Genomic DNA, 23,473 nt, shown 5'->3' with positions numbered 1-23,473 from the left:
CCTGGACGATTTTGGCACCGGCTATGCGTCGCTCAACTATTTGAAGCGCTTGCCACTGGAGTGTTTGAAGGTTGACAGATCCTTTGTCGAAGACATCAGTACTGACCCCAAAGGTGCGGCCATTGCCAGGGCCATTGTGGCCATGTCTACATGCCTGGGCCTGGCCGTGATTGCCGAAGGTGTGGAGACCCTGGAACAGCAGGATTTCCTTTTGCGAATCGGTTGCAGGGTTTTTCAGGGTTATTTGTTCAGCCGACCGCTGCCGTTGGAAGAATTTGAGCGATTGGTGTCGCAGAATCTGGCCAACGGATAGCCACTCTTCATATGGTCGTCATCAAGAAAACCTAAACTATTCACATGATTCCTCATCAGTTGACCAGACGCCAACTACTGGCCTTCGGTGTGGCCACCCTACCGGCTTGGTCCATGGCGGCCAGTCGGTCGCCAGCGCGGCTTGTGATCGTGGGTGGCGCTGAGGACCGCCTGAAAGACAAAGTCATCTTGCGACGTTTCCTTGAGCTGTCAGACGGCGTTGATGGAAATGTGTTGATCTTGACCGCGGCCAGTCTGGATCAGGCCACTTCCTGGGCGGGTTACGAGCAGGTGTTTCGGGAAATGGGCGCCACGAAAACCTCTCATTTGCCCATCCACAGTGTGGAAGAGGCCAATGACCCGGACACCATCAGCCGAATTCTCAATGCCGACGGGATATTTATCACCGGCGGTGACCAACGTCGACTGATGCAGCGACTTTCTGGCACTGATGCTGCACACGCACTGCACATTGCTTTTCATGTCAGAAGCTGCTGTATGGGCGGCACAAGTGCGGGCGCAGCCGCGATGTCGCGCATCATGCTGGCCGAAGGCGACACGCCGCAGCTTCCCGAGAAGGACGCGGCGGTTCTCGGGTTGGGACTGGGTTTTGTATCCAACGCCATCATTGACCAGCACTTTTCGCAGCGACGCCGTTTGGGGCGTTTGTTGTCCGCGCTGGCACAACGACCGGACCTGCTGGGTGTTGGCATCGACGAGGACACGGCTTTGCTGATTGAGCGTGGCCGGGGAATTGAAGTGATTGGCAAGGGTACCGTCACCTTGATTGACGGACGTCGCATGCGCACCAATTACCGTGACGCCGAGTCCAGCGAGCGGCTGGAGATGCTGGGCGTCACACTGCACGTTTTGCCAGCGGGCAACCACTATTACAGTGAGCCATTGGTACGAATGAACGCCAAACCGGTTCCATCGACTTTACGTGATGCGGTGGCCTTTCTGGCGGCTCCCGGACCCATCAGAGATTAGTTGGTGATTGGCAGGCTTGCCTTCTAACGGCGAACTGGTCGGGGTACGTTACTGAAGGCAGACAACGTCCGTTGGTCAGCCTACAAAAATCCTTTGATAGGCCTGCCCGCAGCAGCAGGTACAGTCGCTACCGTGAAACGGGTGCCATGTAGCTTTTGCAGCTTAGAGCAAACTCCATTTCGTAAAATCAAACGATGTTCAACTTTGTCGGCGCTTCAATTCGCCCCTTATGGAAATAGCCATACTTTTCGCCCTCATACTACTCAATGGTGCTTTTGCCATGTCAGAGATTGCGCTGGTCACCGCGCGCAAAGCAAGACTCCAGAGGCTGGTAGATGAGGGCGATAGCTCTGCCATAGCGGCGGTCAAACTGGGCGAAGACCCGACCCGTTTTCTCTCCACTATCCAGATCGGTATCACGTCCATTGGCGTGCTAAACGGTATCGTGGGTGAAGCTGCACTGGCTCCGCCACTGGCGCAGTGGTTGGTGACCTCAGGAATTGACGATCCATACGCGTCTTACGCCGCAACTGGCCTGGTGGTGGTGTTGATCACCTATTTTTCCATTGTTCTGGGCGAGTTGGTGCCGAAACGGATTGGCCAGTCAAACCCCGAAACTGTGGCCAGACTGGTCGCAAAACCGATCAACTTGCTGGCCATTGCAACCAAGCCGTTCGTGCGACTGTTGTCTGGCTCAACGAAAGCTTTGTTGCGCCTGCTGGGCGTCAAGGAAAGCACGGGATCGAGTGTGACTGAAGCTGAAATTCATGCGGTTTTGGCAGAGGGAACCAGCGCAGGCGTGATCGAATCACATGAGCACACCATGGTTCGCAACGTTTTCCTGCTGGATGACCGTCAATTGGGCTCCCTGATGGTGCCCAGAGCTGATGTCGTTTTTCTTGATGTCAACATGCCGTTTGAAGAAAATCTCAAGCTGATTGACAGTTCGGACCACGCCCGATTTCCTGTGGTGAGGGGTGGCATTGACGATATTCTCGGTATCGTTAATGCGCGTCAATTGCTCTCTCAGGTGGCCCATGGCGAGGTACCGGACTTGCAGGTCAACCTTAAGGCACCACTTTACGTCCCTGAAACCCTGACAGGTATGGAGTTGCTGGACAACTTTCGTTTGTCTGATGTGCACATGGCCTTTGTCATTGACGAGTACGGCCAAGTGCAAGGCATCGTGACCCTGAAGGATTTGATTGAAGCCATCACCGGGGAATTTCAGCCGCGTGATCCTGAAACTTCCTGGGCTGTTCAGAGGGACGACGGTTCTTGGCTGCTTGATGGGCACATTCCAGTCCCGGAGTTGAAAGACCGCCTGGGACTGAGCAGCGTGCCAGAAGAAGAGCGCGGACGCTATCACACGCTCAGCGGCATGATGATGCTTCTTACCGGCCGATTACCCAAAGTCGCAGACACCATTGAGTGGCAAAACTGGAAGTTTGAAATTGTGGATATGGATGGCAAGACCATTGACAAAGTGCTGGCCTCCAGCCTGTCTGCAGATTCCCCCAAGCCAAATTCAGTGGCGACTTCTGGGTGACGATCATGGGTATGGTTTTGAATCAGCTTAGTTGCAACAACTTGTTGACCATGCTCCAGCGATTGATGCTGGTTCCTTTAGCGATCGTGTTTTTTGCAGCCTGCACTGACGGCTATCCCAGAGAGGATGAGTTGATCATCAATCCGCTTGAGTTGAATCAATTTCAGCGGCTGCAGGCGATGAACCAGCTCGGACAAGATGCGTACCCTGAAATCACTTGGCGTTACCGCTCCCTGCCAAGCTGCATCCTGCAGATGACCGTAAACAGCTTTGAATCAGACAAACAGACCTTTAGTTTGCACATGTTGGGCGCTGGCGTGGATATCAGTTTCAACAAAGCGGACCGGGTCTACGGCGTCCAAGTGCAGCAAAGAGAAGGGGAAAGTCTGGAAGAGCAACCCATCTTGCTGAGCAAAACATGGGTGGATGCGATTGAGATGAGCAACTTGGTTCGGAGTTTTCAGATGGGTTGCAAACCAAGCGCTGAAACCGAGTCAGTAAATATCGCAAACTGATCATGACCAAAACCTTAGGTATTAGGGTGGACAAGCCAATGGCACCCGGATTTTTTGCCAGTCGGTGGCGCGGCGAAGTGTTTTTGAGCAGGCTTTATTGGCGAGACATATTGATCGTCGGCAGCGTCATTAACCTGTACATCGGCTTTGTTGCACTGATGATTGCTGCGAAAGGTGGTGCTCTTTGGGTATCTGCCATGGTGCATTTTGCAATCTTGCCATACAACCTGTTTCTTGTTCTTGCTTTGTGGCGGACACCGGGGCGCAGCAATTTGATGGTGTGGACTTCGTTGGCTTGGCTTGGTGCAGCAACGATGCTTTGAATCGGCACCAGACTGACGTTGAACTGGGAAGCCGGTAAGCTGCCTGCCGTGAACGGCGCCTTTGGGTCTTCTGGCGTCAGACACCCAAAATTTGATTCATTTTCAGTGGACGGGCTCCAGTAGACAGTAGACCCTTATATATAGCTATACATAAGGGCCTTCAGCGGTAGTAGAAAAACGGATCCCACTGCGCAGTTTTCTGTGGCGAAATCCATTCTTGGGGTGAGACATTTTCTGCAGGTACTTATCGACCATCATCGTAGGTGATCACGCCTGGCCCTGAAAGTGGTGCTTGCCAAGCGATTGACGGCTCAAATATTCTGGAGCAGAATTTGCCCGTGACCGAGTCTTTATCCTCGGTGAAGGAGCCCCATCAATGACCATGGACCACACTGACGCTCACACCTGACTGACGGCTCGCCGTCATAACGCTTCCCATACTTGAGGAAGCACCCAAAAGGGTAGGGTTCTCGTTGAACTCTGCCCTTTTTTATTGGAGCGTCTATTTTGCTAACTTGACCTGCCGTTGCGTGGCCCAAGGAAGAACCACAGCAGCAGACCCAGAACTGGCAGCAACACCACGGCGATGATCCAGATCAATTTTTTCTCGTTGGACACTGAGCTTTGAAATATGTTGAGAATGGCCCAAATGTCCCCGGCGAGCACCAGCACCCCAATAAGTCCGTTGTATCCAAAGTTCATCATTTCAAGTTCCTTTTGCTTGTGGCCTAAATCATTCATGCATGGGCATCAGGCAATGTAGCTTGAATACGTTATGCACCAAGGTAACCGGACAGTTGCACTTCATTTAATTTCACTGTCAGATCTTTTGTGTCGCGGGTCGTGGCGTGAACTACCGCTGCTTCAACCACAAGTCAACCCCACCTGAGCGCTGTCCAAATCAGCCCCTCGCCGAGGTGTCGCCTTGGCCAGCGCCATCCAGACCGCAAACGGCAGTTCACTGACCGTCCTTTTCGGCGCCATCCGGGTCACCTCAAACTGGTTGTTCTGGAAAACCATGACACCGCACTCCACTGGAATTTCATTCGGCTTAGCAATCGGGTGACCACTGCGGTCACAGCCCAGCACGTACCAGCACTGACCACCCATCTCCAGATAAGCCCCGCGCTTTTCCGGGCGTTTCAAGTCTCCCAGCAGATCGGAACGGTTCACCTTGATTTCATGAACATTGGGTTCCAGATAGTCATGCCGGGAACTGTTGCGAATGGAGAAGACATCGGGTTGGCACATTTTCCAGTGGGTGTTATCCGTGCCAACACATGGCACGTTGGCGCGCAGGCTCAACCCCGTCCAGGCGATCCGCCCCTCGCGCAACATCGCTTCGACCACCTTGTCCACCAAGGTCTCATGCGCTGAGCGCGCCTGTCGGTTCCCCTGTGTTGCATAGGCCAGATGTTGGATACCAGCGTCGGTGAGCCGCACCACCGCGTGACCGTTGTCCGTGGTGACGCGTTCCAGCAACCCTGCCGCCAACAAATCGATCTCCACCACATCCTGATAGGGCCAACCCGCAGACCGGTAGACCTCGCGCAGTCGCTGGGCGTGTATTCGCTTGAGCGTTACTTTCAGGTCACTCATGGTTCAGGCCCTCACCAATGCCAGACCATCCCAGTCCGTGGTGTACCCAGGCGTGCGCCGTTCCTGTTTCATGCACCACTGCTGCGGCTCACCTGCGAGACCTGCGCTGGCCAGAGACAACGTGTTCCGTCCGAATCGTTGATTCACCGCATCCAGTGCCTGCATCAGCCGACTTCCACCAGGGTCGGCCACCTCATCATCAAGCGCCAATTCCTGCTGGATCAAATCCGCAGGCCGCAGATCAAGCAACATCACGCCAGCCTTGGCATAGCGGTAGCCAGGCCGGAAAATCGCCTGCAAGCCCAGCAGTGCCGCCTGGCAGATGTCACGGCTGTCATTGCTGGGTCGCCTGAGCGGCACCACCGTTGAACGCGAATACTGCAGGTCTTGCGCTCGAAAAGGACTGGTGCGAATGAATGTCAGGACTTGTCCGGCATGGCTGTTCTGCAGTCGCAACTTCTGCGCCGCCCGGCTGGCAAACTCCGTCACCGCTTCCTGCAATGCGGATAAATCCAGCACCGCATGGCCAAAGCTGCGGGTGCAGGCAATCTCCTGTTTGGCCGGTGGCGCATGTTCCAGGCCCATGCAGTCGGTGCCTTGTAATTCACGCACGGTGCGTTCCAGCACCACCGACCAGCGGCGCTTGACCATCACAGGGTCCAGCCGTGCCAGGTCAAGCACGGTGTGAACGCCAGCGTCCTTGAGCTGCGCACCGATGCGTCTGCCCACCCCCCAGACGTCACCCACCTCAGTGGCTTGCATCAATGCCTCAAGTTCTGTTGGCTCCAGATTGCCGAGATGGCACACCTGGGCATGGTGATCGGGGTAGCTGCCAGGCTTTCGCTCAGCGGTCTTGGCAATATGGTTGGCCAGCTTGGCCAGGGTCTTGGTGGGACCTATCCCGATGCCACAGGCGATGCCAATCCACTTGAGGATGCGTTATCGAATCTTTCGGCTGCGCTCTGTCATGTCACCCCTGATGCCAGTCAGGTCAATGAACGACTCGTCAATCGAATACACCTCCTGGCGGTGTCCCAAGCCTGCAGCCAGACTCATCATGCGGTCACTCATGTCGCCATACAGCGCAAAATTGGCCGACAACGCCACCAGTCCGTCGGATTCCTCAAAATGGCGAATCTGAAACCAGGGAGCGCCCATCTTGATGCCTAGCGCTTTGGCTTCATTCGATCTGGCAATCGCGCAGCCATCGTTGTTGGACAGCACCACCACCGGCCTGCCGTTCAGACTGGGTCGAAACACGCGCTCACACGAGACGTAGAAGTTGTTGCCATCCACCAATGCGTACATGGTCTGTCGATTCAGGCTTTGAACTGCTTGATGGAAGCCACCACCACACCCCAAATCTCCACCGTTTGACCGTCAGCCGGGTTGATGTCCTGAAAGGTCACGTTGGCAGCTTTGAGTTTCATGCGGCCAGATCGCTGCCACAGGGTCTTGCAGACAAACTCGCCGTCCACCATGGCGATGACGATGTGGCCAGACCGCGGGGGAACAGCCCGGTCCACCAGCACCACATCGTTGTCAAAAATGCCGGCGTCCTTCATGGATTCACCCCGCACCCGCAGCAAAAAGGTGGCCTGCGGGTGTTTGATCAACTGCGCCATCAAGTCCACACGCTGCACGGCGTGGTCGTCGGCAGGCGACGGAAAGCCAGCCGCCACCCGGCACGGCAAGGCGCTGACCAGGATTGGGATCAGCGATGGCGTCAGGGCAACGGGCAGGTTAGAGTGGATGGCTTGGAGATTCATGAGGTACTGGTGTTATATACAGTATATGACAAGGGTAGCGTCCATGCCTCACTCGTTCCTCCATCTGCCTGTTTATTAAGCACACCCCGGCAAACCTTGGTGGGTGTGGGTTTGATGGAGTTGTTCCGGAACTTGTCCACAGCCTTGACCCCGCTATTTGGGGACAAGCCGCCAACGCGTTTGGGCGTCTTTCCTTGGCAGTCGCTCGCATTGACAGCGACAATGCTCCAAAAATTCGTTGTTGGATGTTGAATTGAAATCTAAACCACATTGGTCTGTGCGCCTGGGCGCGCCGGAATGGGCCAAATACACCTACGAGCGCCCACCAGAGGATCCCCTTCAGTTGTTGGGCAGTGCCCGCCGTGGGATGCAAAGCGGCGCCCTGGCCAAACTCGGTGACGAATTTGTCTTGGTGGTGGGTGACCATGTGACACCCTTGAGCCATGCGGATAACAAGCAACTTGCCGCAGCGACAGCGCATGCCAGGACGGTGGAGCCGGTGTTTGGGGTTCCGCCACCTCCGGCGCGCGCTGCACCTCCAGTGGTTGTTGTCATCAAGCGCCGACGCATTCCCGTACCCCAATGAGTGGCTGACCGCTGGCAGTGGTACTGACCCGTTTCAGCCGAACTGACAGAACTGGCTAACATGCCCGAATGTGCAGCCATTACCAAGCCATCAAGGAGCGCGAACGCTACGCCAGACATTTCGGTGTGCAACCACCGGTGGTCGTCGGCAAGCTCGATGTCTGGCCATGCTACGCGGCGACTTTCATTCGCAGACCTCGGGAAGCTGATGTGGGTGACGAGGCAGTGCCTGAGCGGGAAGCCTTGCCTGGACTGTTTGGTCTGATCCCGCACTGGGCGACTGATACCCACATCGGTCGCCAAACCTACAACGCGCGCAGCGAGACTGTTGCCGCCAAACCCAGTTTCAGGGATGCCTGGAAAAACGCCCAGCATTGCATCATTCCGGTGGATGCCTTCTTTGAGCCGGATTGGCGCAGCGGCAAAGCCATTCCGACGCGGATTTCCTGCGCCGGCGGCGAGCCCATGGGCATTGCCGGGCTGTGGTCGTCGTGGAAGTCACCCAAAGGCTTGGTCCACAGCTTCACCATGCTGACCATCAACGCCGATGGTCATGAGCTGATGTGCCAGTTTCACAAGCCCGTGGATGAAAAACGCATGGTAGTGATCTTGGCGCCAGACAGTTATGACCCCTGGCTCAAAGCCACGGCGCAGCAGAGCATGGATTTCATGCGGCAGTATCCGGCTGAAAGGCTAGCGGCGGTTGCAGAGCCACCGGCACAGCGCTCGCTGCTTGCCTGAGCCTGGGGCTAAATCCACCATGGCGAGGCGCAAGCACCACCACGTCTATGTCGTCGAGCTGTCCGACGACGTGTTGCTCAACGCCCGCTTCATGCGCTCGAACCCCAATTACCAGCCAGGAAAGCCCTGTGTCTATGTCGGCATGACCGGGTTGGACCCGGACGTTCGCTTTGACAAACACAAGGCTGGCATTCAGGCCAATCGGTACGTGCAGCAGTACGGCCAGCGCCTGATGCCGGAACTGTATGCGCTGTACAACCCGCTGAGCTATGACGAAGCCTGCAGCCTTGAGGTGGAATTGGGGATTGACCTGCGTGAGGGTGGGTTTGGGGTTTGGCAGGCTTGATGTTTGCCTGAAATCAAAAGGACTGATGATGACTGACGGTCACTCGTGAATCGTGAGTTTTTTGTCAGTAGTGCGGCGATAAGAGTCATCCACGACGGGCAGCAACCCGGACGTCCAAATGAGTGATCTTCGTCAGTCTGGCAACCCATGCGTTTTCGACACTTTGATTGATGAATGTGTTAGCGCCGATGTCCAATTGACCGTGTGTGCCAGAATTAAATTGACAGGCAAATCCGATGACAGATGGGATCGGCCTTGCCTTGCAGGACGTCAAGGCTTGGTTAATCCGCGATTGGCACAAATTAGCTAATCTGGTCAGTCTGACATCGGCGCCAACACCTTTCGACTGAACCACTGGCTGGGCTTTGCCGTGTTTGCGGGCATTGCTGCCAGCGACGTGGTTCAGTAGGGCCTTGCGGCGTGCTGCTTGGCGTTTAACGCAGGTGATGCACTTCTGCTTTGCCGTAGACGGGCGTGTCCAGGCCCTCCATGCGCGCTTTGAGTTGCAGCGACAGGAATTGCGAGTAATGACGGCTCTGGTGCAGGTTGCCGCCGTGAATCCAGAGGTGCGGCACTTGGCCTGGTTTCCACATGTTTCGCAACTCGCCTTCCCACGGGCCGGGGTCTTTTGGCGTGTCAGACCCCAGGCCCCAGACTTTGCCCACCTGGTCCGCCACCTCGGGTGAAATCAGGTTGGCCAGCCAGTTGTTCATCGAACCGTAGCCGGTGGCATACACGATCAAATCAGCAGGCAGCTCCGTGCCGTCGCTCAGGGTCACTGACTTGGGGTTGATGTGGTCAATGTTGACGCCACTTTTCAGTTTGACGCTGCCGTCGGCCACCAGTTCGCTGGCGCCCACGTCAATGTAATAGCCAGAGCCACGACGCAGGTACTTCATGAACAGGCCCGAGCCGTCCACACCAAAGTCAAGCAGGAAACCGGCTTTCTCCAGCCGCGCGTAAAAGTCGGCCTCGCGCCGCTTCATCTCGTCATACACCGGGATGTGAAAGGTGTGCATGATCTTGTAGGGCACCGAGGCAAAGATCAGGTCACCCTTGTGGTGGTCAATGCCGTTTTTGATCGCTTGTTCGCTGTACAGGCCGCCAAGTGCCAGGTCCATCAACGCCTTGGATGGGGCAATGTGCGTGGATGAACGCTGGACCATGGTGACATCGGCACCGGCTTCCCAAAGCGCTGCGCAAATGTCGTGCGCCGAGTTGTTGGAGCCCAACACCACGCACTTTTTGCCCTTGTACTGCTCGGAGCTGCCGTGCTTGCTGGAGTGGTGCTGGTCGCCCAAAAACGACTCGGCGCCCGCCACCTTGGGCACATTGGCGTAGCCGGACACGCCCAGAGCAATCACAAGCTCCTTGGGCCGCAACACCACTTCTTTGCCCTCACGCTCGACGATTACTTCCCAGGTTTGGCTGGCTTCGTCCCAGGTGCATTTCTTGGCCAGGGTCGAGGTCCAGTAGTTCAGGTCCATCACCTTGGTGTACATCTCCAGCCAGTCGCCAATTTTGTCCTTGGGCGCAAACACCGGCCAGTCATCGGGAAAGGGCATGTACGGTAGGTGGTCGTACCAGACCGGGTCGTGCAGGCACAAGCTTTTGTAGCGATTGCGCCAGCTGTCTCCGGCGCGCGGGTTTTTCTCGATGATGATGGTGGGCACCCCCAGGCGCTTCAGGCGAGCGCCCAGCACAATGCCACCTTGGCCGCCACCAATCACCACCACCTGGGGTTGTTCGGTGTAGCCCAGGTTGGCCACTTCCTCGGCCCGACGTTCGACCCAGCTCTTGCGCCCGCGCTGTACGCCATGCTCGGCGCCGGCCACGCGGGTCTCGCCCTTTTTCTCTTCAAAGCCTTTGAGCTCCACCATGGTGGTCAGGAAGGTCCAGCATTTGCCGTCCTTTAGGCGCATTTGGCCGCGGCCACGCGAGACGCCCGTCTCAAAGGTGAACCAGGCGTCTACCACGCCACCGGCTTCGGTGGGCTCGCCTTCAATGACCCAGTTGCCCGGCTTGACCTGATCCAGCGTGGACACCAGCATGGCACGAATCTGATCAGGGCCTTCCATGGTTTTGATGTTCCAAGTCCATGAAACCAGATCACGCCAATAGCCGTCCGGTGCGAAGAGCGCCACGGCTGCTTCAATGTCCCGCTTTTCCAAGGCGGCAGAAAAATTGGCCAGCCAAGTCTGTGCCTGTGCAGCGGGTGATGTCTCGACCTCAGTCATAAGTTTGTCTCCTGTGATGTAAACGCCGGTATCTTCCGGCCATGACTTACTGCAAAGACTGTGCCCGGTTCGATCCGTGTCGCTATTGGGACGTTGCAGTTCTGGGCTGTTGGTCCTGGCGTTTGTGTTTAGGGTGAAAAAGCGGGATCCGCCGTATGCGCTGCGCCCCGTTTGAAGCCCGTGCAGTTGTCACAGGGTGACATCCGTCACTCTGTTGGCTGTGACAGCTGTATCAGCTGCAACGGCCAGTCAGCACGCAACCCGTTCCTGGTGACTCACCATCGCGCAGGTGGTCGTGGTCACATCAAGGCGTTGCGGCTGCTGTGGTTGGGCGACACGATGCCCCAGCGTGCCATGCGGCGGTAAAGCGTCATGCGAGAAAGACCCAAGGCGCGCGCTGCGTCGCTGATATTCCAGTGCGCGGCGTGCAGTTGGGCCAGCAGGTCGGTAGCACCGTCTTGCCGCGGGAAAGGCAAAGCTTCAAGTTCTGGGTGGCTTTGCCGCCTTGAAGCTAAGGTCGTGGCGGTGGCTGTCAGTGTGTCGGGAAGATCTTCTAACTCGATCCGTTGCTCGTTGCAAACCGAGCGGGCGTAGTCAATCACGTTGCGAAGTTCACGCAGGTTGCCGGGCCAGTGGTGGGCCATCAAGCACTTGTGTGCCTCTGGCGAGAGTTCGAGGGTGGCGCTTCGCGGGCTGGTGTGTGGGCCGGTCTGGCGCAACAACCGGTCGATCATCCCGCTCAAATCATGGCGTTCACGCAGTGGTGGCAGGGTAATGTGCGCGCCGCAGATACGGTAAACCAAGTCATCGCGAAACCGCCCCTCTCGTACCAAAGCAGGCAAGTCACAGTGGGTGGCAGAAATCACATGGAGGTTCACGGCAATGGGCTGTGTAGCGCCGACAGGCAGCACCTCACGCTCTGACAGCACGCGCAGCAGGCGCGCCTGCAGCAGCAAGGGCATATCGCCAATTTCGTCAAGAAACAGTGTGCCACCGTCGGCCTGCTGAATCAGGCCCCGCTTGCCTTTGGGGCCGGCGCCGGAGAAGCTGCCCGGCAGATAGCCGAACAGTTCGCTTTCAATCAGGGTGTCGGGAATGGCTGCACAGTTCACCGCCACAAAGGGCTGGTTTCGGCGGTTGCTGCTCTCATGCATCGCTTTGGCGAAGTACTCTTTGCCCGTGCCGGTTTTGCCGGTCACCAAGAGGTTGATGGGGGCGTTGACAAGCTTGGCGGCTCGCGCAATCTGCCGGTCCAGCAAAGGGTCGCCATGCGACAGCGCGGCCAGCGGGGCAGGCAATGGGTGCGCCATGGTTTGGGGGCTTATCGCACGTGAGGGTGGCGGTACCGCCACCATGAACAGCATCCGCTTGCTGTGTGCCAGCGCAAGTGTGCGTTGGTTGCCGGGACGCGGCTGGGCAAAGCGGCCTAAGTCTGAAAGCGTGGCGTTGAATAAGCGCTCAAAGGACAGGCCCAAGATGGTTTTGCCACCGTTCTCGGCCTCAAGCAGCAGCTGGGCGCGCCGGTTGTGGCCAATCACCCGGCCCCGTTCGTCCAGCGCCAGCAGATAGTCGGGTTTGACATCCAGAAATTGGGGCGCAAAGCTGAGCCGCAGCACCCAGTCTTGCCTGAAGCGGTGCAGAAACGCAGCGTTCTCAACATAGTGCGCATTCACCTTGACCAGTTCCAGCGCAAGATGCTGGCTTTCCTTGGTGCTGGGTGATTGCAGTGCGGAAATATCCAGCACGGCGGTCAGTTGGCCGAGTGCGTCGAACACCGGAGCTGATGTGCAGGTCAGTGGAGTGTGCGTGGTGTCAAAGTGATCGCCTTGATGAACCGTAAGGGCTTGCCCGGTGGCAATGCAGGTTCCCACGCCACAGGTGCCAGCGTGTTGCTCGCTCCAGTCAGAACCCAGAAAAAGCCCCGCTTTGCGTAGGCTGGGTTGGGTACCCAGATCGCCCATGCAGTCCACCGTGACGCCTTGCGCATCGGTCAGCAGCACGCAGTAGCCGAGACCGGCCACTTGCTGGTAGAGGGTCTCCAGGCCATGGCGTGCGATGTAGATGAAGTCTTCCATCTGGTCTTGGTGCGTCCGCAACCGGTTACTGGGCAAGATGATGGCTTCTTGTGCATGGGTTGGGTCCAGGCGATGCTGCTGCACGCAACGCAGCCAGGAAGATTGAATAATCTCGTCATGTAGCAAATGCCCTGGCATGACACGCCCTGCGCCAACCACGTGCATCACTGTCGCAACATGGTCGTGTGGCTGTCGCTGCATGGGTGATTCCTTTTCGGGTTGACTGCTTTTGCCTACCACTTTAGCCATATTCGTGGCTGGGCGATAGTTGCGGCTTACCCCTATCGCAAAAACTGGTTGGCTGACATGCGCCTGTTCGCGAATAATTTTAATTTGGGCTGGTGCCAAAATTTTTGGCACGGCCGCTAGGCACGTTTCATCAAACTGGCGCATCGTGGTCTGGTCAATCACTCCAACCTTTTGCAACGCAGTAGCAGAGGCATGGATCGCAGCAAAGGCATCACTTTTAAATTTTTTTGCTTGACATTGTGCAATCAATGCACAAAAACCTATCCATACCCACTATTCACCGTTTCGCAAATATGACCATTCGGGTCAATGTGCCGGACCACCGTCCGCCCCATGTTCATGTGGTGATGTCAGACCTCCGTGATGCATTTGTAGATTTGGCTACGCTGGCAATGACAAGCCGCACCTTGCGTGCATCGGATATTACCGATGCACTGATCTGGATTGAGGCTAACCGCGCCTACGCAACGCAAATTTTTACGGAGTGCAACCCATGATTCACGATCCACAACACACCATCACAGCGCTTACCGTGCGGCCACCGTTCGGTTTATCCGTCATCTTCGCTGATGGCGAAACCTTTCATGTTGACCTGGGGCCAATGATCAAAGCCTACCCGTCGATGCATTTGCTTTGTGATGCATCGCTATTCAACAAGGCGCGCATTGATGCTCGCGGTGGCTACGTGGTCTGGATTGATGATGATTTGGAACTTGCCGCTGACAACCTGCGTAACATGGCTGTTGAGCAATCCGGCGGAATCGGACATGAGCGGCTATGGGTCTGGATGGGCAAGCATAGTCTGACACAAGAACGCGCGGCCTTGGCACTTGGTGTGTCACGCCGGATGCTCAACTACTACCTGTCTGGCGCAAAGCCTATACCGAAGACCTTCTGGCTGGCCTGCCTGGGGTGGGAGACCACGTGCAAAACGCCACGCCGGGCAAAACATAACGCGACTTCTGCGGCTTACGTCTGAGACTCTTGCAATTTAAAATTTGTCTTGATCACCCGAAAGCAAGCAGTGACCTAGGAAAGTTGCTGTTTTGCCACAGGTCGGCGGCAATGTTCGTCTCATTTCGCCCATCACGAAACGTGATTAAGGGCATCTGGCAGTTTCAACATACAGACCGGCGCCGAGGTGGTGCAGGGGATTTCACACAAACATTGTCGGTTCGCGCAGCGCGCTGATGGCTATGGCTATGGCTATGGCTATTTTCAACTCCAGAGCTCAACTAAAAAAACTGCGGGATTGGGTCGTGTTTATCGCACGACGCGCTCTACCTCCCCAAATAACTGAAGGCCGATGTTTCCCGCGCAATTTCGATGAAAGAGATTCGAGCGGCTGCAGGCATTTTCCGCATCGAAGCGATGGTCATGTGAACAGGTTGGATGCTCATGGTCATTGGCTGCCACTCACACAAGTCAGGATCTGTTCCCGTTACGTATGAATAAGCTGCTTTCAGCGCCCTGACACGACGAATTGTTCGGGCTTTACGCTCTCCCTGAACCGCCCACCGAGACGCCGTCAGGCGACGTAGTTGGGCAGATTCTTGGGCTGCACCCCGCTGCTGGCGGTTGACCCAGGACTTGAACCGCTCGTGTTACTTGTTGACTGCCTGGACAGTGCAAACGCTTCGCTGACACAACTGTTACAGCCCATAGCGAAGGACTTGGCGGTCACGCCCGGCCTGGACGCGCTGTTAAGCGATTGATGCACGGCCAAGCCGTGGCTTACTGGTCCGGGTGAACCCAGTTTTCCACTTCGAGCGCAGGCACGCGCACGAATTCCGACATGTTGTTCGTCACCAGAACCAAGCCTTCGCTGCGTGCGTGACCTGCAATGTGCAAGTCATTCACACCGATGGGCTGGCCGAGTTTTTCCAGGGCGGCACGGATGGCGCCGTAATGCTGGGCGGCCTTGGCACCGTAGGACAGAACTTCCAGGCGGCTGCAAAAGTCCTCGATGGCGGACAGGCTCTCACTCACGCGACTGCTTTTCTCCGCGCCGTGCAAGAGTTCGGCCAGGGTAATGGATGAGATTGCCATGCGGCTAGCGTTGGCGTTGAAGGTAGACAGCACCTCGACGGGGCGCCGCTTCAACACGTAGATGACGATGTTGGTGTCCAGCAGGTAGCGCAGCATCAAAGAGCTTCCCGCTCCGGCTGGTGCTGGCTGGCGCGCTCAGGCAGGAAGTCGTCGCTAACATTGGGGCCACCCAGGAAGAAGCTGTCCCAGGTTTGACCCAGGGGGGCGATGATGCGCTCGTTGCCCCTGGCGCGTATTTCTACCTTGCGGACACCCTCGGGCAGGCGCACGTCCAGCGGGAGTCGGACGGCCTGGGTGCGATTGTTGACAAAAACAGTACCGATGGACACGCGTATCTCCTTATGAAGAGGTATATAGCGATTGTATATTGCACTTCTGGCGCAGTCAATTCAGCGATTTCCAACGCGCCTCATCCATACGCTTCACGAACAGAGCCGCAAGTCAGCAGTAACGGTGACCTCATGCCTGCATCTGCCGCACCCGACGTTGGACAACAGTAACTTCTTTTGTCAAGTGGGAACGTTGCCCACAGTTTGACAACGGGGGCGGTAAATTGAGGGATGGATGTCAACGCTCATGTTTTTACCGTGTGCACGCAGTCTTCCCAAGGCAGCACATCGCATCCGCAATCGGCTACGTCAGTGATTGACAGTGCCGTGACATTGGCAGACGCCAGTGGCGAAATCCTTGGCTTCGTCACCCGTGCAGCACAGTCAGCGCCCTTCCCTTGCGTAGCCCTCGCCAACGACCAACAGCGATTGCTCCCTTGTGGCGGCTTTCGGGCAGCAAAATCTAGCTGTCGAAGTTACCTGAAGCGGTCGCTCAATTGGCGGCATCCGATCCACATCGTCGACAGTGGCGACGGCCATCAGAATGAACACGCAATCTGACCAACAGCCCTCAAGGCGTTCTCAAAGCGTGGGTCACCGGGGTAGCCGTAGTTCAACCGCAGGCAGTGGCCAAACCGGCGGTCGGCAGAAAACAGGTGGCCTGGAGCGACGCTGATGCGTTGGGCCAGTGCCAGGTGCAACAGCTGCAGGGTGTCGATGTGGGCGGGCAGCTCCAGCCACAAGAAATAGCCGCCCTGTGGCCGGGTGACCCGGGTACCTGCGGGAAAGTGGTCAGCAATCAGCCGCAAGGCCAGCGCCTGCTGAGCCGCCAGCGTCAGACGCAGTTGCCGCAGGTGTCGCTCATAGCCCCCGCCTTGCAGATAATCTGAAATTGCCAGCTGGGACGGGATCGCGGTAGACAGGGTGGTCATCAGTTTCAGGCGTTGCACCTGGTCGGAAAAACGGCCTGCAGCGACCCAACCGACCCGATACCCCGGTGCCAGACATTTGGAAAACGAACTGCAATGCATCACCAGGCCCTGCTGGTCATAGGCCTTGGCGGGCGGCGGGCGGTTCAGGCCAAAGTACAGCTCGCCGTAGACGTCGTCTTCGATCAGCGGCACCTGTTGGCGGGCCAACAACTCGACCATCGCCTGTTTGCGCGGCGGTGGCATCAGGCAGCCCAGTGGGTTCTGAAAATTTGGCATGAACCAGCAAGCCCTCACCGGGTGGGTCTGCAGCACGGCGGCCAGCGAGTCCATGTCAATACCGTCGCGCGGGTGGGTAGCTACTTCGACCGCGCGCAGTTTGAGCCGCTCAAGCGCCTGTAAAGCCGAGTAAAAGGTGGGCGACTCCACCGCCACCACATCACCGGGCTGCGTCACGGCCTGCAGGCACAGGTTCAAGGCTTCCATGGCGCCATGGGTGATGACCACTTCGTCCATATCCACGACCGTGCCGCTGGCCGCATAACGCAGGCTGATCTGGCGGCGCAGGCGTTCATTGCCCTGGGTCAGGTCTTCCACCAGACGCTCTGGCGCCAGTTTGCGCATGGCAGGGGTCAGGCAGCGGGCCAGTTTGTCCAGCGGAAACAGCGCCGGGCTGGGAAAGGCCGAACCCAGCGGCACCACATCGGCCTGGCGGGTGGATTCCAGCACCGCAAACACCAGCGCGCTGATCTCGACCGTGGTCGATTGGACGCCCGGGAGCGCCGTGCCAGGCTCGGGTTGCAGTGACTGGGCTTGAGGCTTGACGTAGTAGCCAGAGCGAGCGCGGGCAACGATGAGCCCCTGGTCTTCCAGCAGGTAGTAGGCAGCAAAAACGGTGGCAGGACTGATCTTGCGATTGGCGCTGGCCTGACGAACCGAGGGCAGGCGGTCGCCGGGGCGCAGGGTCTGGGTCCGGATCAGGTTGGCAATTTCCTGGGCGTAGCGTTCATAACGTTTCATGATCAAGGAGTGCGTCAACTGAGATGGTTTTTTTATCAGAAACTGAATCTACCATTTCAGATGGCCTTGCGGCATCCTTCGGACATGGTGAAAAAAATTATTCCTATCCTGCCCGTCGCCAACACCTTTGATGATGGCAGCCTGTTGCTGATTGAGCCAAAAAACAAGATTTACGTACGCGCCGTCACCGGCTGGTTCGCCGCCTGGCGCTGGGTGTTGGTGTGGGCCACCCAGTTGGTTTTTTACGGCTTGCCGTGGTTGCCGTGGAACGAGCGCCAGGCGGTGCTGTTCGACCTAGGCACTCAACGTTTTTATTTGTTCGGCTTGGCGCTGTACCCGCAAGACCTGATTTACCTGGCGGTGCTGCTGATGCTGGCCGCCTTGTTGCTGTTTTTTGTGACGGCGGTGGCTGGGCGCGTCTGGTGCGGTTTTGCCTGCCCGCAGACGGTGTACACCGAGATGTTCCTGTGGGTTGAACGCCATCTGGAAGGCAGCCACCACGCGCGCAAGCGCCTGGATGCATCAGGCTGGACGGTAGAAAAAATTGCGCGCAAGGGCGGCAAACAGGCTGTCTGGTTGCTGCTCAGCCTGTGGACCGGCTTCACTTTTGTCGGTTACTTCACACCGATTCAAACCCTGTGGGACGCGGCACTGACCTTAAGTTGGGGGCCGTGGGAAAGTTTCTGGATCGGCTTTTATGGCCTGGCCACTTACGTGAACGCCGGTTATTTGCGCGAGCAGATGTGCAAACACGCCTGCCCTTACGGGCGCTTTCAGGGTGCCATGATGGACCGCGACACCCTGATCATCGGCTATGACGAAGCGCGGGGCGAGGCCCGTGGCTCACGCGGGCGCAACGCCGAGCCCAAGGCGCTGGGCTTGGGCGACTGCATCGACTGCCGCTTGTGCGTGCAGGTATGCCCCACCGGCATTGACATCCGGGACGGTCTGCAAAGCAACTGCATCGGTTGCGCCGCCTGTATTGACGTGTGTGACTCGGTCATGGAGCAAATGCAGTACCCGCAGGGACTGATCCGTTACACCACCCAAAATGGCCTGGCCCAAGGCTGGGACAAGCCAACCCTGTTGAAGCGGGTGTTGCGCAAGCGGGTGCTGGTTTACGCCGCCTTGTTGCTGGCCGCCGTGCTGGCGTTTGTCGCGAGTGTGGGCCTGCGCAGCCCGTTTCGCTTCGATGTGGTTCGCGACCGCGGCGTGCTGGCCCGTGTGGTTAACGACGGCGCGGTGGAAAACGTGTACCGCCTGCATGTGATGAACGCCACGGAAGAAGTCCAGCGTTACCGCGTGGCGGTGCTGGGTCCGGCCGGGCTGGCGCTGATCGGACCGGTGGAACTGTCACTAGATCCGGTTGAAGCCAAGACAGTCCCGTTGGGCTTGCAACTGCCATATGCCACCGCTTCGGCGCTGGCCGGGCAGACCCTCGTGATTCAACTGGAAATGACCCGGATCGAGCCTGAGGACGCCCTGGTGCGGGTGCTGGAAAAGACCACCTTTCACGTGCCGCTGTGACGTGATGGCCGCTGGACACCGGCTTGCCGTACCTGCCAGCGACAGTCCCCAATAACGCTGCACTGCTGTCTCAAAGCTGGGCTACTTGTCCGAAGCATTGAGCGCGTCCCAGTCACAAAACGCCCCATCGACAATTCCGCACATGCACACACCACCTCCCCTCCAGCGCGCGAATCTCACAGGTATTGTTTGGATGATTGCCTCAATGGCAGCGTTTGCCGTAGAAGATGCGTTCATCAAAGTTGCCACGAAACAGTTGCCGGTCGGACAGGTCCTGACCCTGTTCGGCGCAGGTGGGGCCATCCTTTTTGCCTACTTGACTCGGCGCAGCGGGTCCAAGGTGCTCATCGTGCAAGCGCTTTCCAAGCTGATGCTGATCCGCGCCGTGTGCGAACTTGTGGGCCGATTGTTCTACGTTCTGGCCATCGCCCTCACGCCCTTGTCTTCCGCCACCGCCATCCTTCAGGCGACACCCATCATCGTGGTTCTTGGCGCGACAACATTCTTCGGCGAAGCCGTCGGCTGGCGGCGGTGGTGCGCCATCGTGGCCGGCCTGATCGGGGTTGTCATTATCCTGCGGCCTGCCACAGGTGACTTCTCGGCCTTGTCCATGCTGGCCGTGGTTGGCACCCTGGGTTTCGCTGGCCGGGACTTGGCGAGCCGTGCGGCACCTGCATCACTGACCACTTGGCACCTGGGTTTTTACGGATTTTTGACTGTCGTCGTTGCCGGCGCGACCTTCTCGTTGTGGGATGGCAAGCCGTTTGTTTGGCCGACCAGCACCAACGTCATCGGCATGGCTGTCGCGGTTGGGTCTGGCGTCTTTGCCTATGCGGCGTTGATGAAGGCGATGCGCACCGGCTCCATTTCTGCCGTCACGCCTTTCCGCTATACACGGTTGCTATTCGGCGTAGGCTTGGGCATCGCGATGTTTGGTGAGCGACTTGACGGACCCATGGTCCTGGGCTGTATGGTGGTCATCGGATCCGGGCTGTTCATCTGGTGGCAAGGCAAGCTTGCCACCAAGCCCGACATGCGTACTCCGCTCATTCAGGACCCAATTGGTTAGCTCTGAAATATGACAGTTCCCAATTTCTTCGCGTATCCTGAGGTCAATGTCCAAATTGGATTTGACACAAATGCTCATCACATTTGAATGACTAGTCTGGCGCGATCAGTTTGGAAATTTCTACAGCTGCTTTGGGTCTTAATGCAAATCTCTGCATAAGCAGCGGTACCCGACATAGGGTTAGCCAAAATTCTCGCCAGATATCCGACATTCACATGAGCAGATGGTCGTCAGCAGTCTGGCTGCGATTTCACAGATCGCTGTACCTGCCATCAATCAGCTGCTCTCACGCTGAATTATTAGCCGGGATGACCCGTCTTGCCGGGAAAATGGTTCAGCTTAATGTCTACGTAGCAAGTTGGCACGCATGGGTTTCATGAAGAACGCTCCATCAGCCGTCATGTGCTGATCAAAGCAACCACGCACCACCTGCAAAGTGGTTGCATCAAGCCGATGCGTGGCATAAGTTACTCCGATCATCCTTTGGAGTTGAACAAGATGAAGTGCTGCGAACAGCAACTTCATCGTCCAGCAAATGGAGCGTGATGGGAAATGACAGGGAAATTGACAGTGCTGGCGTACCAACTACCGCGTCAGCGGTTTAGTGCAATTTCGTTTATCTGGATGCACTGACAGTCCCAACTTTTGGAGATTGTCATGTCTGAGATTGCAGCATTGCACCCGATAATTCGAACCTGGTTATTCGAGGGTCCACTTTCCTTGTATGTTTCGGCGTATGCCGCACGGCTCAGGCGTAGCCGCTATGCCCCCAGTACGGTCGGCTCAACACCCCATCGACCAGTTGAGCATCAACCGAACGTGTCGGAAAAATTTACAGGGGGAAGGAAAAATGCTTTCTTGAAATACGATCGGTGTTGATTGCCCTCGTAAGTCATTGTTTTTAAAAAGAAAATAAGCGCGCTATAAATATGGCATATAAATTGCTGCGTTCTTCGGGTGCGAAGCTATCTGAAATTTAACATTAAAGGAATAGTCATGATCGTTTTATCTGCCTGCCAACGCGGCATCCGCAATGCAGTCATGTGCAGCTGGTTAGTGTTTGCCTTCTCGGTGGCTCAGGCCGGCGCGATTTCAACGACTTTCGTGTCGGATAACAGCAAACGGGGAAACATGTTTGATATCCACGTAACAAATGCGCTCACCATCAATAGTTTCGAAGTAAATCTTGCAACCGGGCTTTCAAAAGATATTTTTGTTTACTACAAGGCCGGTACAAGGGTTGGCTTTGAGACGAACTCTGGCGCTTGGACTTTGCTGGGTTCAGATTCGGTGACTAGTAGCGGATCAGATATTCCGACGTTTGTGGATCTCGCTGATCTGTCCTTGGCCATCGGAGACTACGCGCTCTTCGTCACAACCGACGGGACTACAACCTCAGCTATCCGCTACACCAATGGAACCACAACTTTTAGCAATGCGGATATTGCTATTGATGCTGGTGTAGGTACCGCCGTACCCTTCGATGGCAATATCAATCCTGATCGTATTTGGAATGGTACGATCAATTACACGCTGGATGGAAATGTAGTGCCAGAGCCAGGTACTTTGGCGCTTTTTGGGGCTGCTTTGGCGGGCCTGTCTGTATTGCGCCGCCGTCGATCTTGATATCCACATGCCGTGCAAAAAAGCCCTGCGTTGCGGGGCTTTTTTTCGATTACGGCAGATCTTGGGCATCAGTGCGTTGGCTTTTCTTATCTTTGAAGCCGTAACCCCTCGCCGGACAGACCACCGCGCCGGAAAAAAACAGACTGAAGTGTCGCTGGCTGGGGACAGGCTACCGGATTTGCCTCGCCAAAGATGGCGACACGCTCATCGCCCTGTTCGGTGGCGGAACCAAACGCGGTCAGCAATGAGACATCGACAAAGCCAAGGCATTGTTGGTTGAGTACAAGGCTCGCAAAATGGCGAACGCTCATTGCTCATTGTGAGACTCTAGGTGCGTAGAAGACTGGTTTTGCCTGACGAATCAGACAAAATGCTTCCGCTTGACCCTTTGAGTATGCGCCAACCCCAAAGCGCAATAACTATTGACCAAGTCTTGCCGGAGTCGTCCGGCTGGGAGCCGTTGTAGTGACTACACTGGAGCGTGAGGCCATTCGGTAGTGCAGCAGCGTTCGCGGGTACTGGCCGTATGGACAGACCATTTCGCACCCAGGTGGCTACGTCGATCTGATGCGCCTCCAGTCCGTGCCGAGCACGATGACCGAACAGCATCAACACAGATAGCGCGGGCTTCAGACCTGATTGCCACGGTGGTCATCCAAAGTATGCATTGGTCAGTGCTGGACACTATGCCTTCGACGGCTCGGTCGTCGACCAGCGCCAAGTATCGCGACCAGCGGCTTTTGCCGCATAGAGTGCATGGTCAGCCTGAACCACCACATCGGCCATGGACGCATCGATGCCGACTTCTGCCAGCCCAGCGCTCAAGCGCAAACTTAGGACGTGGCCGTCAGGCAGGAGTAGGGGTGTGTCACGCAAATCTTGCAATAGGCGCTGCACGACCTGCTCGGCCCCTTCGCGATCTGCAACTTGCAGCAAGGCGATGAATTCCTCGCCACCAAAACGAAACAGTGGCTCACCGGCACGGCAACCAGTACGCAGCAGGTTTGCAATATGCTGCAGCGCCAAGTCGCCGACCGCGTGTCCGTGTACATCGTTGACGCGCTTGAAGTGGTCCGCGTCCAGTTGCACCACGACCATCTTTTCACCTCGGCGCATCGCCTGGGCATGGCAGCGTGTGAATTCTTCCTCGAATCCATAACGCAGCGGCAACCCAGTCAACGCATCGAGCCGCGCACTGTGTGCCAGATATTGGGTCTTGAAAAGCGCGAGATCGGCGATCATGCCAGTTTGTGTCCGATCGAATGTCTCCAGCATCGCGGTGTCTCCAGCCGCGTTGTCGAGTACGCGATTACAGATGTCACGCACCGCGTCGTGCATGTGCCGATGCTGCTGGTCCAAGCGCTGTGCGCTCACAACGTCGATTGCATCAAAGGTCTCCCGGTACTTGCGGAACCAGGCGCCAAACAGGCAACGACAGTGCGCGTCGTCAGCCAGGACATCCTCGCCAGGCGACGTGCGCAATACCGCACAGCGTAGCAACCGATGTGTAAGTGCTCCATGAACCCCAGACTTGTTGTTGGCGGCTGAAATAGACAAGCTCAATCCATCACAAACCAGATGGAGAGATGAGCATGAAGAACGCGCGGCACTATTGGTCAAACCACGTAGCGGCA

At 56.8% G+C, this 23,473-nt stretch carries 22 protein-coding genes and 1 pseudogene; 13 read left to right on the top strand and 10 right to left on the bottom strand.

Annotation, left to right across the window (positions count from 1 at the left end; genetic code table 11):
- From PHQ58_RS21195 to PHQ58_RS21175, 5 genes are all read left to right on the top strand, one after another.
- Positions 1–313, top strand: a 313-nt coding sequence (locus tag PHQ58_RS21195; protein ID WP_300115379.1) for an EAL domain-containing protein, incomplete at its 5' end; no start/stop codon positions are given.
- Positions 314–357: 44 nt separating this feature from the next.
- Entirely contained in the window at positions 358–1,302 is a 945-nt protein-coding gene (locus PHQ58_RS21190; RefSeq protein WP_300115376.1) for a cyanophycinase, read from the top strand.
- A 229-nt stretch (positions 1,303–1,531) separates the two neighbouring features.
- On the top strand, positions 1,532–2,851 hold the full coding sequence (locus PHQ58_RS21185) for a hemolysin family protein (protein ID WP_300115374.1): 1,320 nt from the start codon (positions 1,532–1,534) through the stop codon (positions 2,849–2,851).
- Positions 2,852–2,892: 41 nt separating this feature from the next.
- Positions 2,893–3,366, top strand: coding sequence for a hypothetical protein (locus tag PHQ58_RS21180; protein ID WP_300115373.1), 474 nt, complete (start codon positions 2,893–2,895; stop codon positions 3,364–3,366).
- A 2-nt stretch (positions 3,367–3,368) separates the two neighbouring features.
- Entirely contained in the window at positions 3,369–3,689 is a 321-nt protein-coding gene (locus tag PHQ58_RS21175; protein ID WP_300115371.1) for a hypothetical protein, read from the top strand.
- A gap of 510 nt (positions 3,690–4,199) precedes the next feature.
- Here PHQ58_RS21175 and PHQ58_RS21170 read toward each other — a convergent pair.
- The 4 genes and pseudogenes from PHQ58_RS21170 to PHQ58_RS21155 all read right to left on the bottom strand — a co-directional run bounded on the left by PHQ58_RS21170 (position 4,200) and on the right by PHQ58_RS21155 (position 7,057).
- Positions 4,200–4,394 carry a PLDc N-terminal domain-containing protein gene (locus PHQ58_RS21170; protein WP_300115369.1) on the bottom strand — a complete coding sequence of 65 codons (195 nt, stop codon included), beginning with the start codon at positions 4,392–4,394 and terminating at the stop codon, positions 4,200–4,202.
- A gap of 159 nt (positions 4,395–4,553) precedes the next feature.
- Positions 4,554–5,288 carry a hypothetical protein gene (locus PHQ58_RS21165; RefSeq protein WP_300115367.1) on the bottom strand — a complete coding sequence of 245 codons (735 nt, stop codon included), beginning with the start codon at positions 5,286–5,288 and terminating at the stop codon, positions 4,554–4,556.
- Between the two features lie 3 nt (positions 5,289–5,291).
- A pseudogene (locus tag PHQ58_RS21160) lies at positions 5,292–6,596 on the bottom strand (Y-family DNA polymerase).
- Between the two features lie 11 nt (positions 6,597–6,607).
- Positions 6,608–7,057: a LexA family transcriptional regulator gene (locus tag PHQ58_RS21155; protein WP_300115364.1), complete on the bottom strand. Its 450-nt coding sequence runs from the start codon at positions 7,055–7,057 to the stop codon at positions 6,608–6,610.
- 253 nt (positions 7,058–7,310) lie between these two features.
- Between PHQ58_RS21155 and PHQ58_RS21150 the strand changes: the two genes are divergently transcribed.
- The 3 genes from PHQ58_RS21150 to PHQ58_RS21140 all read left to right on the top strand — a co-directional run bounded on the left by PHQ58_RS21150 (position 7,311) and on the right by PHQ58_RS21140 (position 8,729).
- Entirely contained in the window at positions 7,311–7,643 is a 333-nt protein-coding gene (locus tag PHQ58_RS21150) for a hypothetical protein (protein WP_300115362.1), read from the top strand.
- A gap of 68 nt (positions 7,644–7,711) precedes the next feature.
- Entirely contained in the window at positions 7,712–8,383 is a 672-nt protein-coding gene (locus tag PHQ58_RS21145) for an SOS response-associated peptidase (RefSeq protein WP_300115360.1), read from the top strand.
- 19 nt (positions 8,384–8,402) lie between these two features.
- On the top strand, positions 8,403–8,729 hold the full coding sequence (locus PHQ58_RS21140; protein WP_300115358.1) for a hypothetical protein: 327 nt from the start codon (positions 8,403–8,405) through the stop codon (positions 8,727–8,729).
- A gap of 434 nt (positions 8,730–9,163) precedes the next feature.
- On the opposite strand, the gene PHQ58_RS21135 is transcribed toward PHQ58_RS21140, so the two are convergent.
- Both PHQ58_RS21135 and PHQ58_RS21130 read right to left on the bottom strand, forming a co-directional pair.
- Positions 9,164–10,966, bottom strand: coding sequence for an NAD(P)/FAD-dependent oxidoreductase (locus PHQ58_RS21135; RefSeq protein ID WP_300115357.1), 1,803 nt, complete (start codon positions 10,964–10,966; stop codon positions 9,164–9,166).
- A 299-nt stretch (positions 10,967–11,265) separates the two neighbouring features.
- On the bottom strand, positions 11,266–13,242 hold the full coding sequence (locus PHQ58_RS21130) for a sigma-54-dependent Fis family transcriptional regulator (protein ID WP_300115354.1): 1,977 nt from the start codon (positions 13,240–13,242) through the stop codon (positions 11,266–11,268).
- A 296-nt stretch (positions 13,243–13,538) separates the two neighbouring features.
- On the opposite strand from PHQ58_RS21130, the gene PHQ58_RS21125 reads away from it, so the two are divergent.
- Entirely contained in the window at positions 13,539–13,787 is a 249-nt protein-coding gene (locus PHQ58_RS21125) for a DUF4160 domain-containing protein (RefSeq protein WP_300115353.1), read from the top strand.
- A complete protein-coding gene (locus PHQ58_RS21120) occupies positions 13,784–14,269 on the top strand; it encodes a DUF2442 domain-containing protein (RefSeq protein ID WP_300115351.1) in 486 nt (161 codons plus the stop codon). Before PHQ58_RS21125 ends, PHQ58_RS21120 begins: the two co-directional genes overlap by 4 nt.
- Before the next feature lie 755 nt (positions 14,270–15,024).
- Here PHQ58_RS21120 and PHQ58_RS21115 read toward each other — a convergent pair.
- The 3 genes from PHQ58_RS21115 to PHQ58_RS21105 all read right to left on the bottom strand — a co-directional run bounded on the left by PHQ58_RS21115 (position 15,025) and on the right by PHQ58_RS21105 (position 17,617).
- The gene (locus PHQ58_RS21115) at positions 15,025–15,435 is read right to left on the bottom strand and encodes a type II toxin-antitoxin system VapC family toxin (protein WP_300115350.1); all 411 of its coding nucleotides are present in this window, start codon (positions 15,433–15,435) and stop codon (positions 15,025–15,027) included.
- Positions 15,435–15,668 (bottom strand): type II toxin-antitoxin system VapB family antitoxin, encoded by a 234-nt coding sequence (gene vapB, locus PHQ58_RS21110; RefSeq protein WP_300115347.1) that lies wholly within the window; start codon positions 15,666–15,668, stop codon positions 15,435–15,437. Before vapB ends, PHQ58_RS21115 begins: the two co-directional genes overlap by 1 nt.
- A gap of 539 nt (positions 15,669–16,207) precedes the next feature.
- Positions 16,208–17,617 carry a PLP-dependent aminotransferase family protein gene (locus PHQ58_RS21105; RefSeq protein ID WP_300115346.1) on the bottom strand — a complete coding sequence of 470 codons (1,410 nt, stop codon included), beginning with the start codon at positions 17,615–17,617 and terminating at the stop codon, positions 16,208–16,210.
- An 84-nt stretch (positions 17,618–17,701) separates the two neighbouring features.
- On the opposite strand from PHQ58_RS21105, the gene ccoG reads away from it, so the two are divergent.
- The 3 genes from ccoG to PHQ58_RS21090 all read left to right on the top strand — a co-directional run bounded on the left by ccoG (position 17,702) and on the right by PHQ58_RS21090 (position 21,839).
- Complete coding sequence (ccoG, locus tag PHQ58_RS21100) at positions 17,702–19,144, top strand: cytochrome c oxidase accessory protein CcoG (RefSeq protein WP_300115345.1); 1,443 nt, start codon at positions 17,702–17,704, stop codon at positions 19,142–19,144.
- A 142-nt stretch (positions 19,145–19,286) separates the two neighbouring features.
- Positions 19,287–20,213, top strand: coding sequence for a DMT family transporter (locus PHQ58_RS21095; RefSeq protein ID WP_300115343.1), 927 nt, complete (start codon positions 19,287–19,289; stop codon positions 20,211–20,213).
- Positions 20,214–21,209: 996 nt separating this feature from the next.
- Positions 21,210–21,839 carry a PEP-CTERM sorting domain-containing protein gene (locus tag PHQ58_RS21090; protein ID WP_300115342.1) on the top strand — a complete coding sequence of 210 codons (630 nt, stop codon included), beginning with the start codon at positions 21,210–21,212 and terminating at the stop codon, positions 21,837–21,839.
- Between the two features lie 684 nt (positions 21,840–22,523).
- Here PHQ58_RS21090 and PHQ58_RS21085 read toward each other — a convergent pair.
- On the bottom strand, positions 22,524–23,473 hold a 950-nt coding region (locus tag PHQ58_RS21085), incomplete at its 5' end, for a diguanylate cyclase (protein WP_300115339.1).

It is taken from the genome of Rhodoferax sp. (genome assembly GCF_028688795.1).
Taxonomy (GTDB): Bacteria; Pseudomonadota; Gammaproteobacteria; order Burkholderiales; family Burkholderiaceae_C; genus Rhodoferax.
Note: the sequence above shows the minus strand (reverse complement) of the source record. Positions and strands in the feature narration are given on the sequence as shown.

Bases quoted from the DNA above. Each gene is read 5' to 3' on its own strand.
- PHQ58_RS21185 (WP_300115374.1), top strand. From the start codon at position 1,532: ATGGAAATAGCCATACTTTTCGCCCTCATACTACTCAATGGTGCTTTT.
- PHQ58_RS21130 (WP_300115354.1), bottom strand. From the start codon at position 13,242: ATGCAGCGACAGCCACACGACCATGTTGCGACAGTGATGCACGTGGTT.
- PHQ58_RS21140 (WP_300115358.1), top strand. From the start codon at position 8,403: ATGGCGAGGCGCAAGCACCACCACGTCTATGTCGTCGAGCTGTCCGAC.
- PHQ58_RS21095 (WP_300115343.1), top strand. From the start codon at position 19,287: ATGCACACACCACCTCCCCTCCAGCGCGCGAATCTCACAGGTATTGTT.
- PHQ58_RS21155 (WP_300115364.1), bottom strand. From the start codon at position 7,057: ATGAATCTCCAAGCCATCCACTCTAACCTGCCCGTTGCCCTGACGCCA.
- PHQ58_RS21165 (WP_300115367.1), bottom strand. From the start codon at position 5,288: ATGAGTGACCTGAAAGTAACGCTCAAGCGAATACACGCCCAGCGACTG.
- PHQ58_RS21120 (WP_300115351.1), top strand. From the start codon at position 13,784: ATGATTCACGATCCACAACACACCATCACAGCGCTTACCGTGCGGCCA.
- PHQ58_RS21105 (WP_300115346.1), bottom strand. From the start codon at position 17,617: ATGAAACGTTATGAACGCTACGCCCAGGAAATTGCCAACCTGATCCGG.
- PHQ58_RS21135 (WP_300115357.1), bottom strand. From the start codon at position 10,966: ATGACTGAGGTCGAGACATCACCCGCTGCACAGGCACAGACTTGGCTG.
- PHQ58_RS21115 (WP_300115350.1), bottom strand. From the start codon at position 15,435: ATGCTGCGCTACCTGCTGGACACCAACATCGTCATCTACGTGTTGAAG.
- PHQ58_RS21145 (WP_300115360.1), top strand. From the start codon at position 7,712: ATGTGCAGCCATTACCAAGCCATCAAGGAGCGCGAACGCTACGCCAGA.
- PHQ58_RS21170 (WP_300115369.1), bottom strand. From the start codon at position 4,394: ATGATGAACTTTGGATACAACGGACTTATTGGGGTGCTGGTGCTCGCC.
- PHQ58_RS21125 (WP_300115353.1), top strand. From the start codon at position 13,539: ATGCACAAAAACCTATCCATACCCACTATTCACCGTTTCGCAAATATG.
- PHQ58_RS21090 (WP_300115342.1), top strand. From the start codon at position 21,210: ATGATCGTTTTATCTGCCTGCCAACGCGGCATCCGCAATGCAGTCATG.
- PHQ58_RS21175 (WP_300115371.1), top strand. From the start codon at position 3,369: ATGACCAAAACCTTAGGTATTAGGGTGGACAAGCCAATGGCACCCGGA.
- PHQ58_RS21190 (WP_300115376.1), top strand. From the start codon at position 358: ATGATTCCTCATCAGTTGACCAGACGCCAACTACTGGCCTTCGGTGTG.
- ccoG (WP_300115345.1), top strand. From the start codon at position 17,702: ATGGTGAAAAAAATTATTCCTATCCTGCCCGTCGCCAACACCTTTGAT.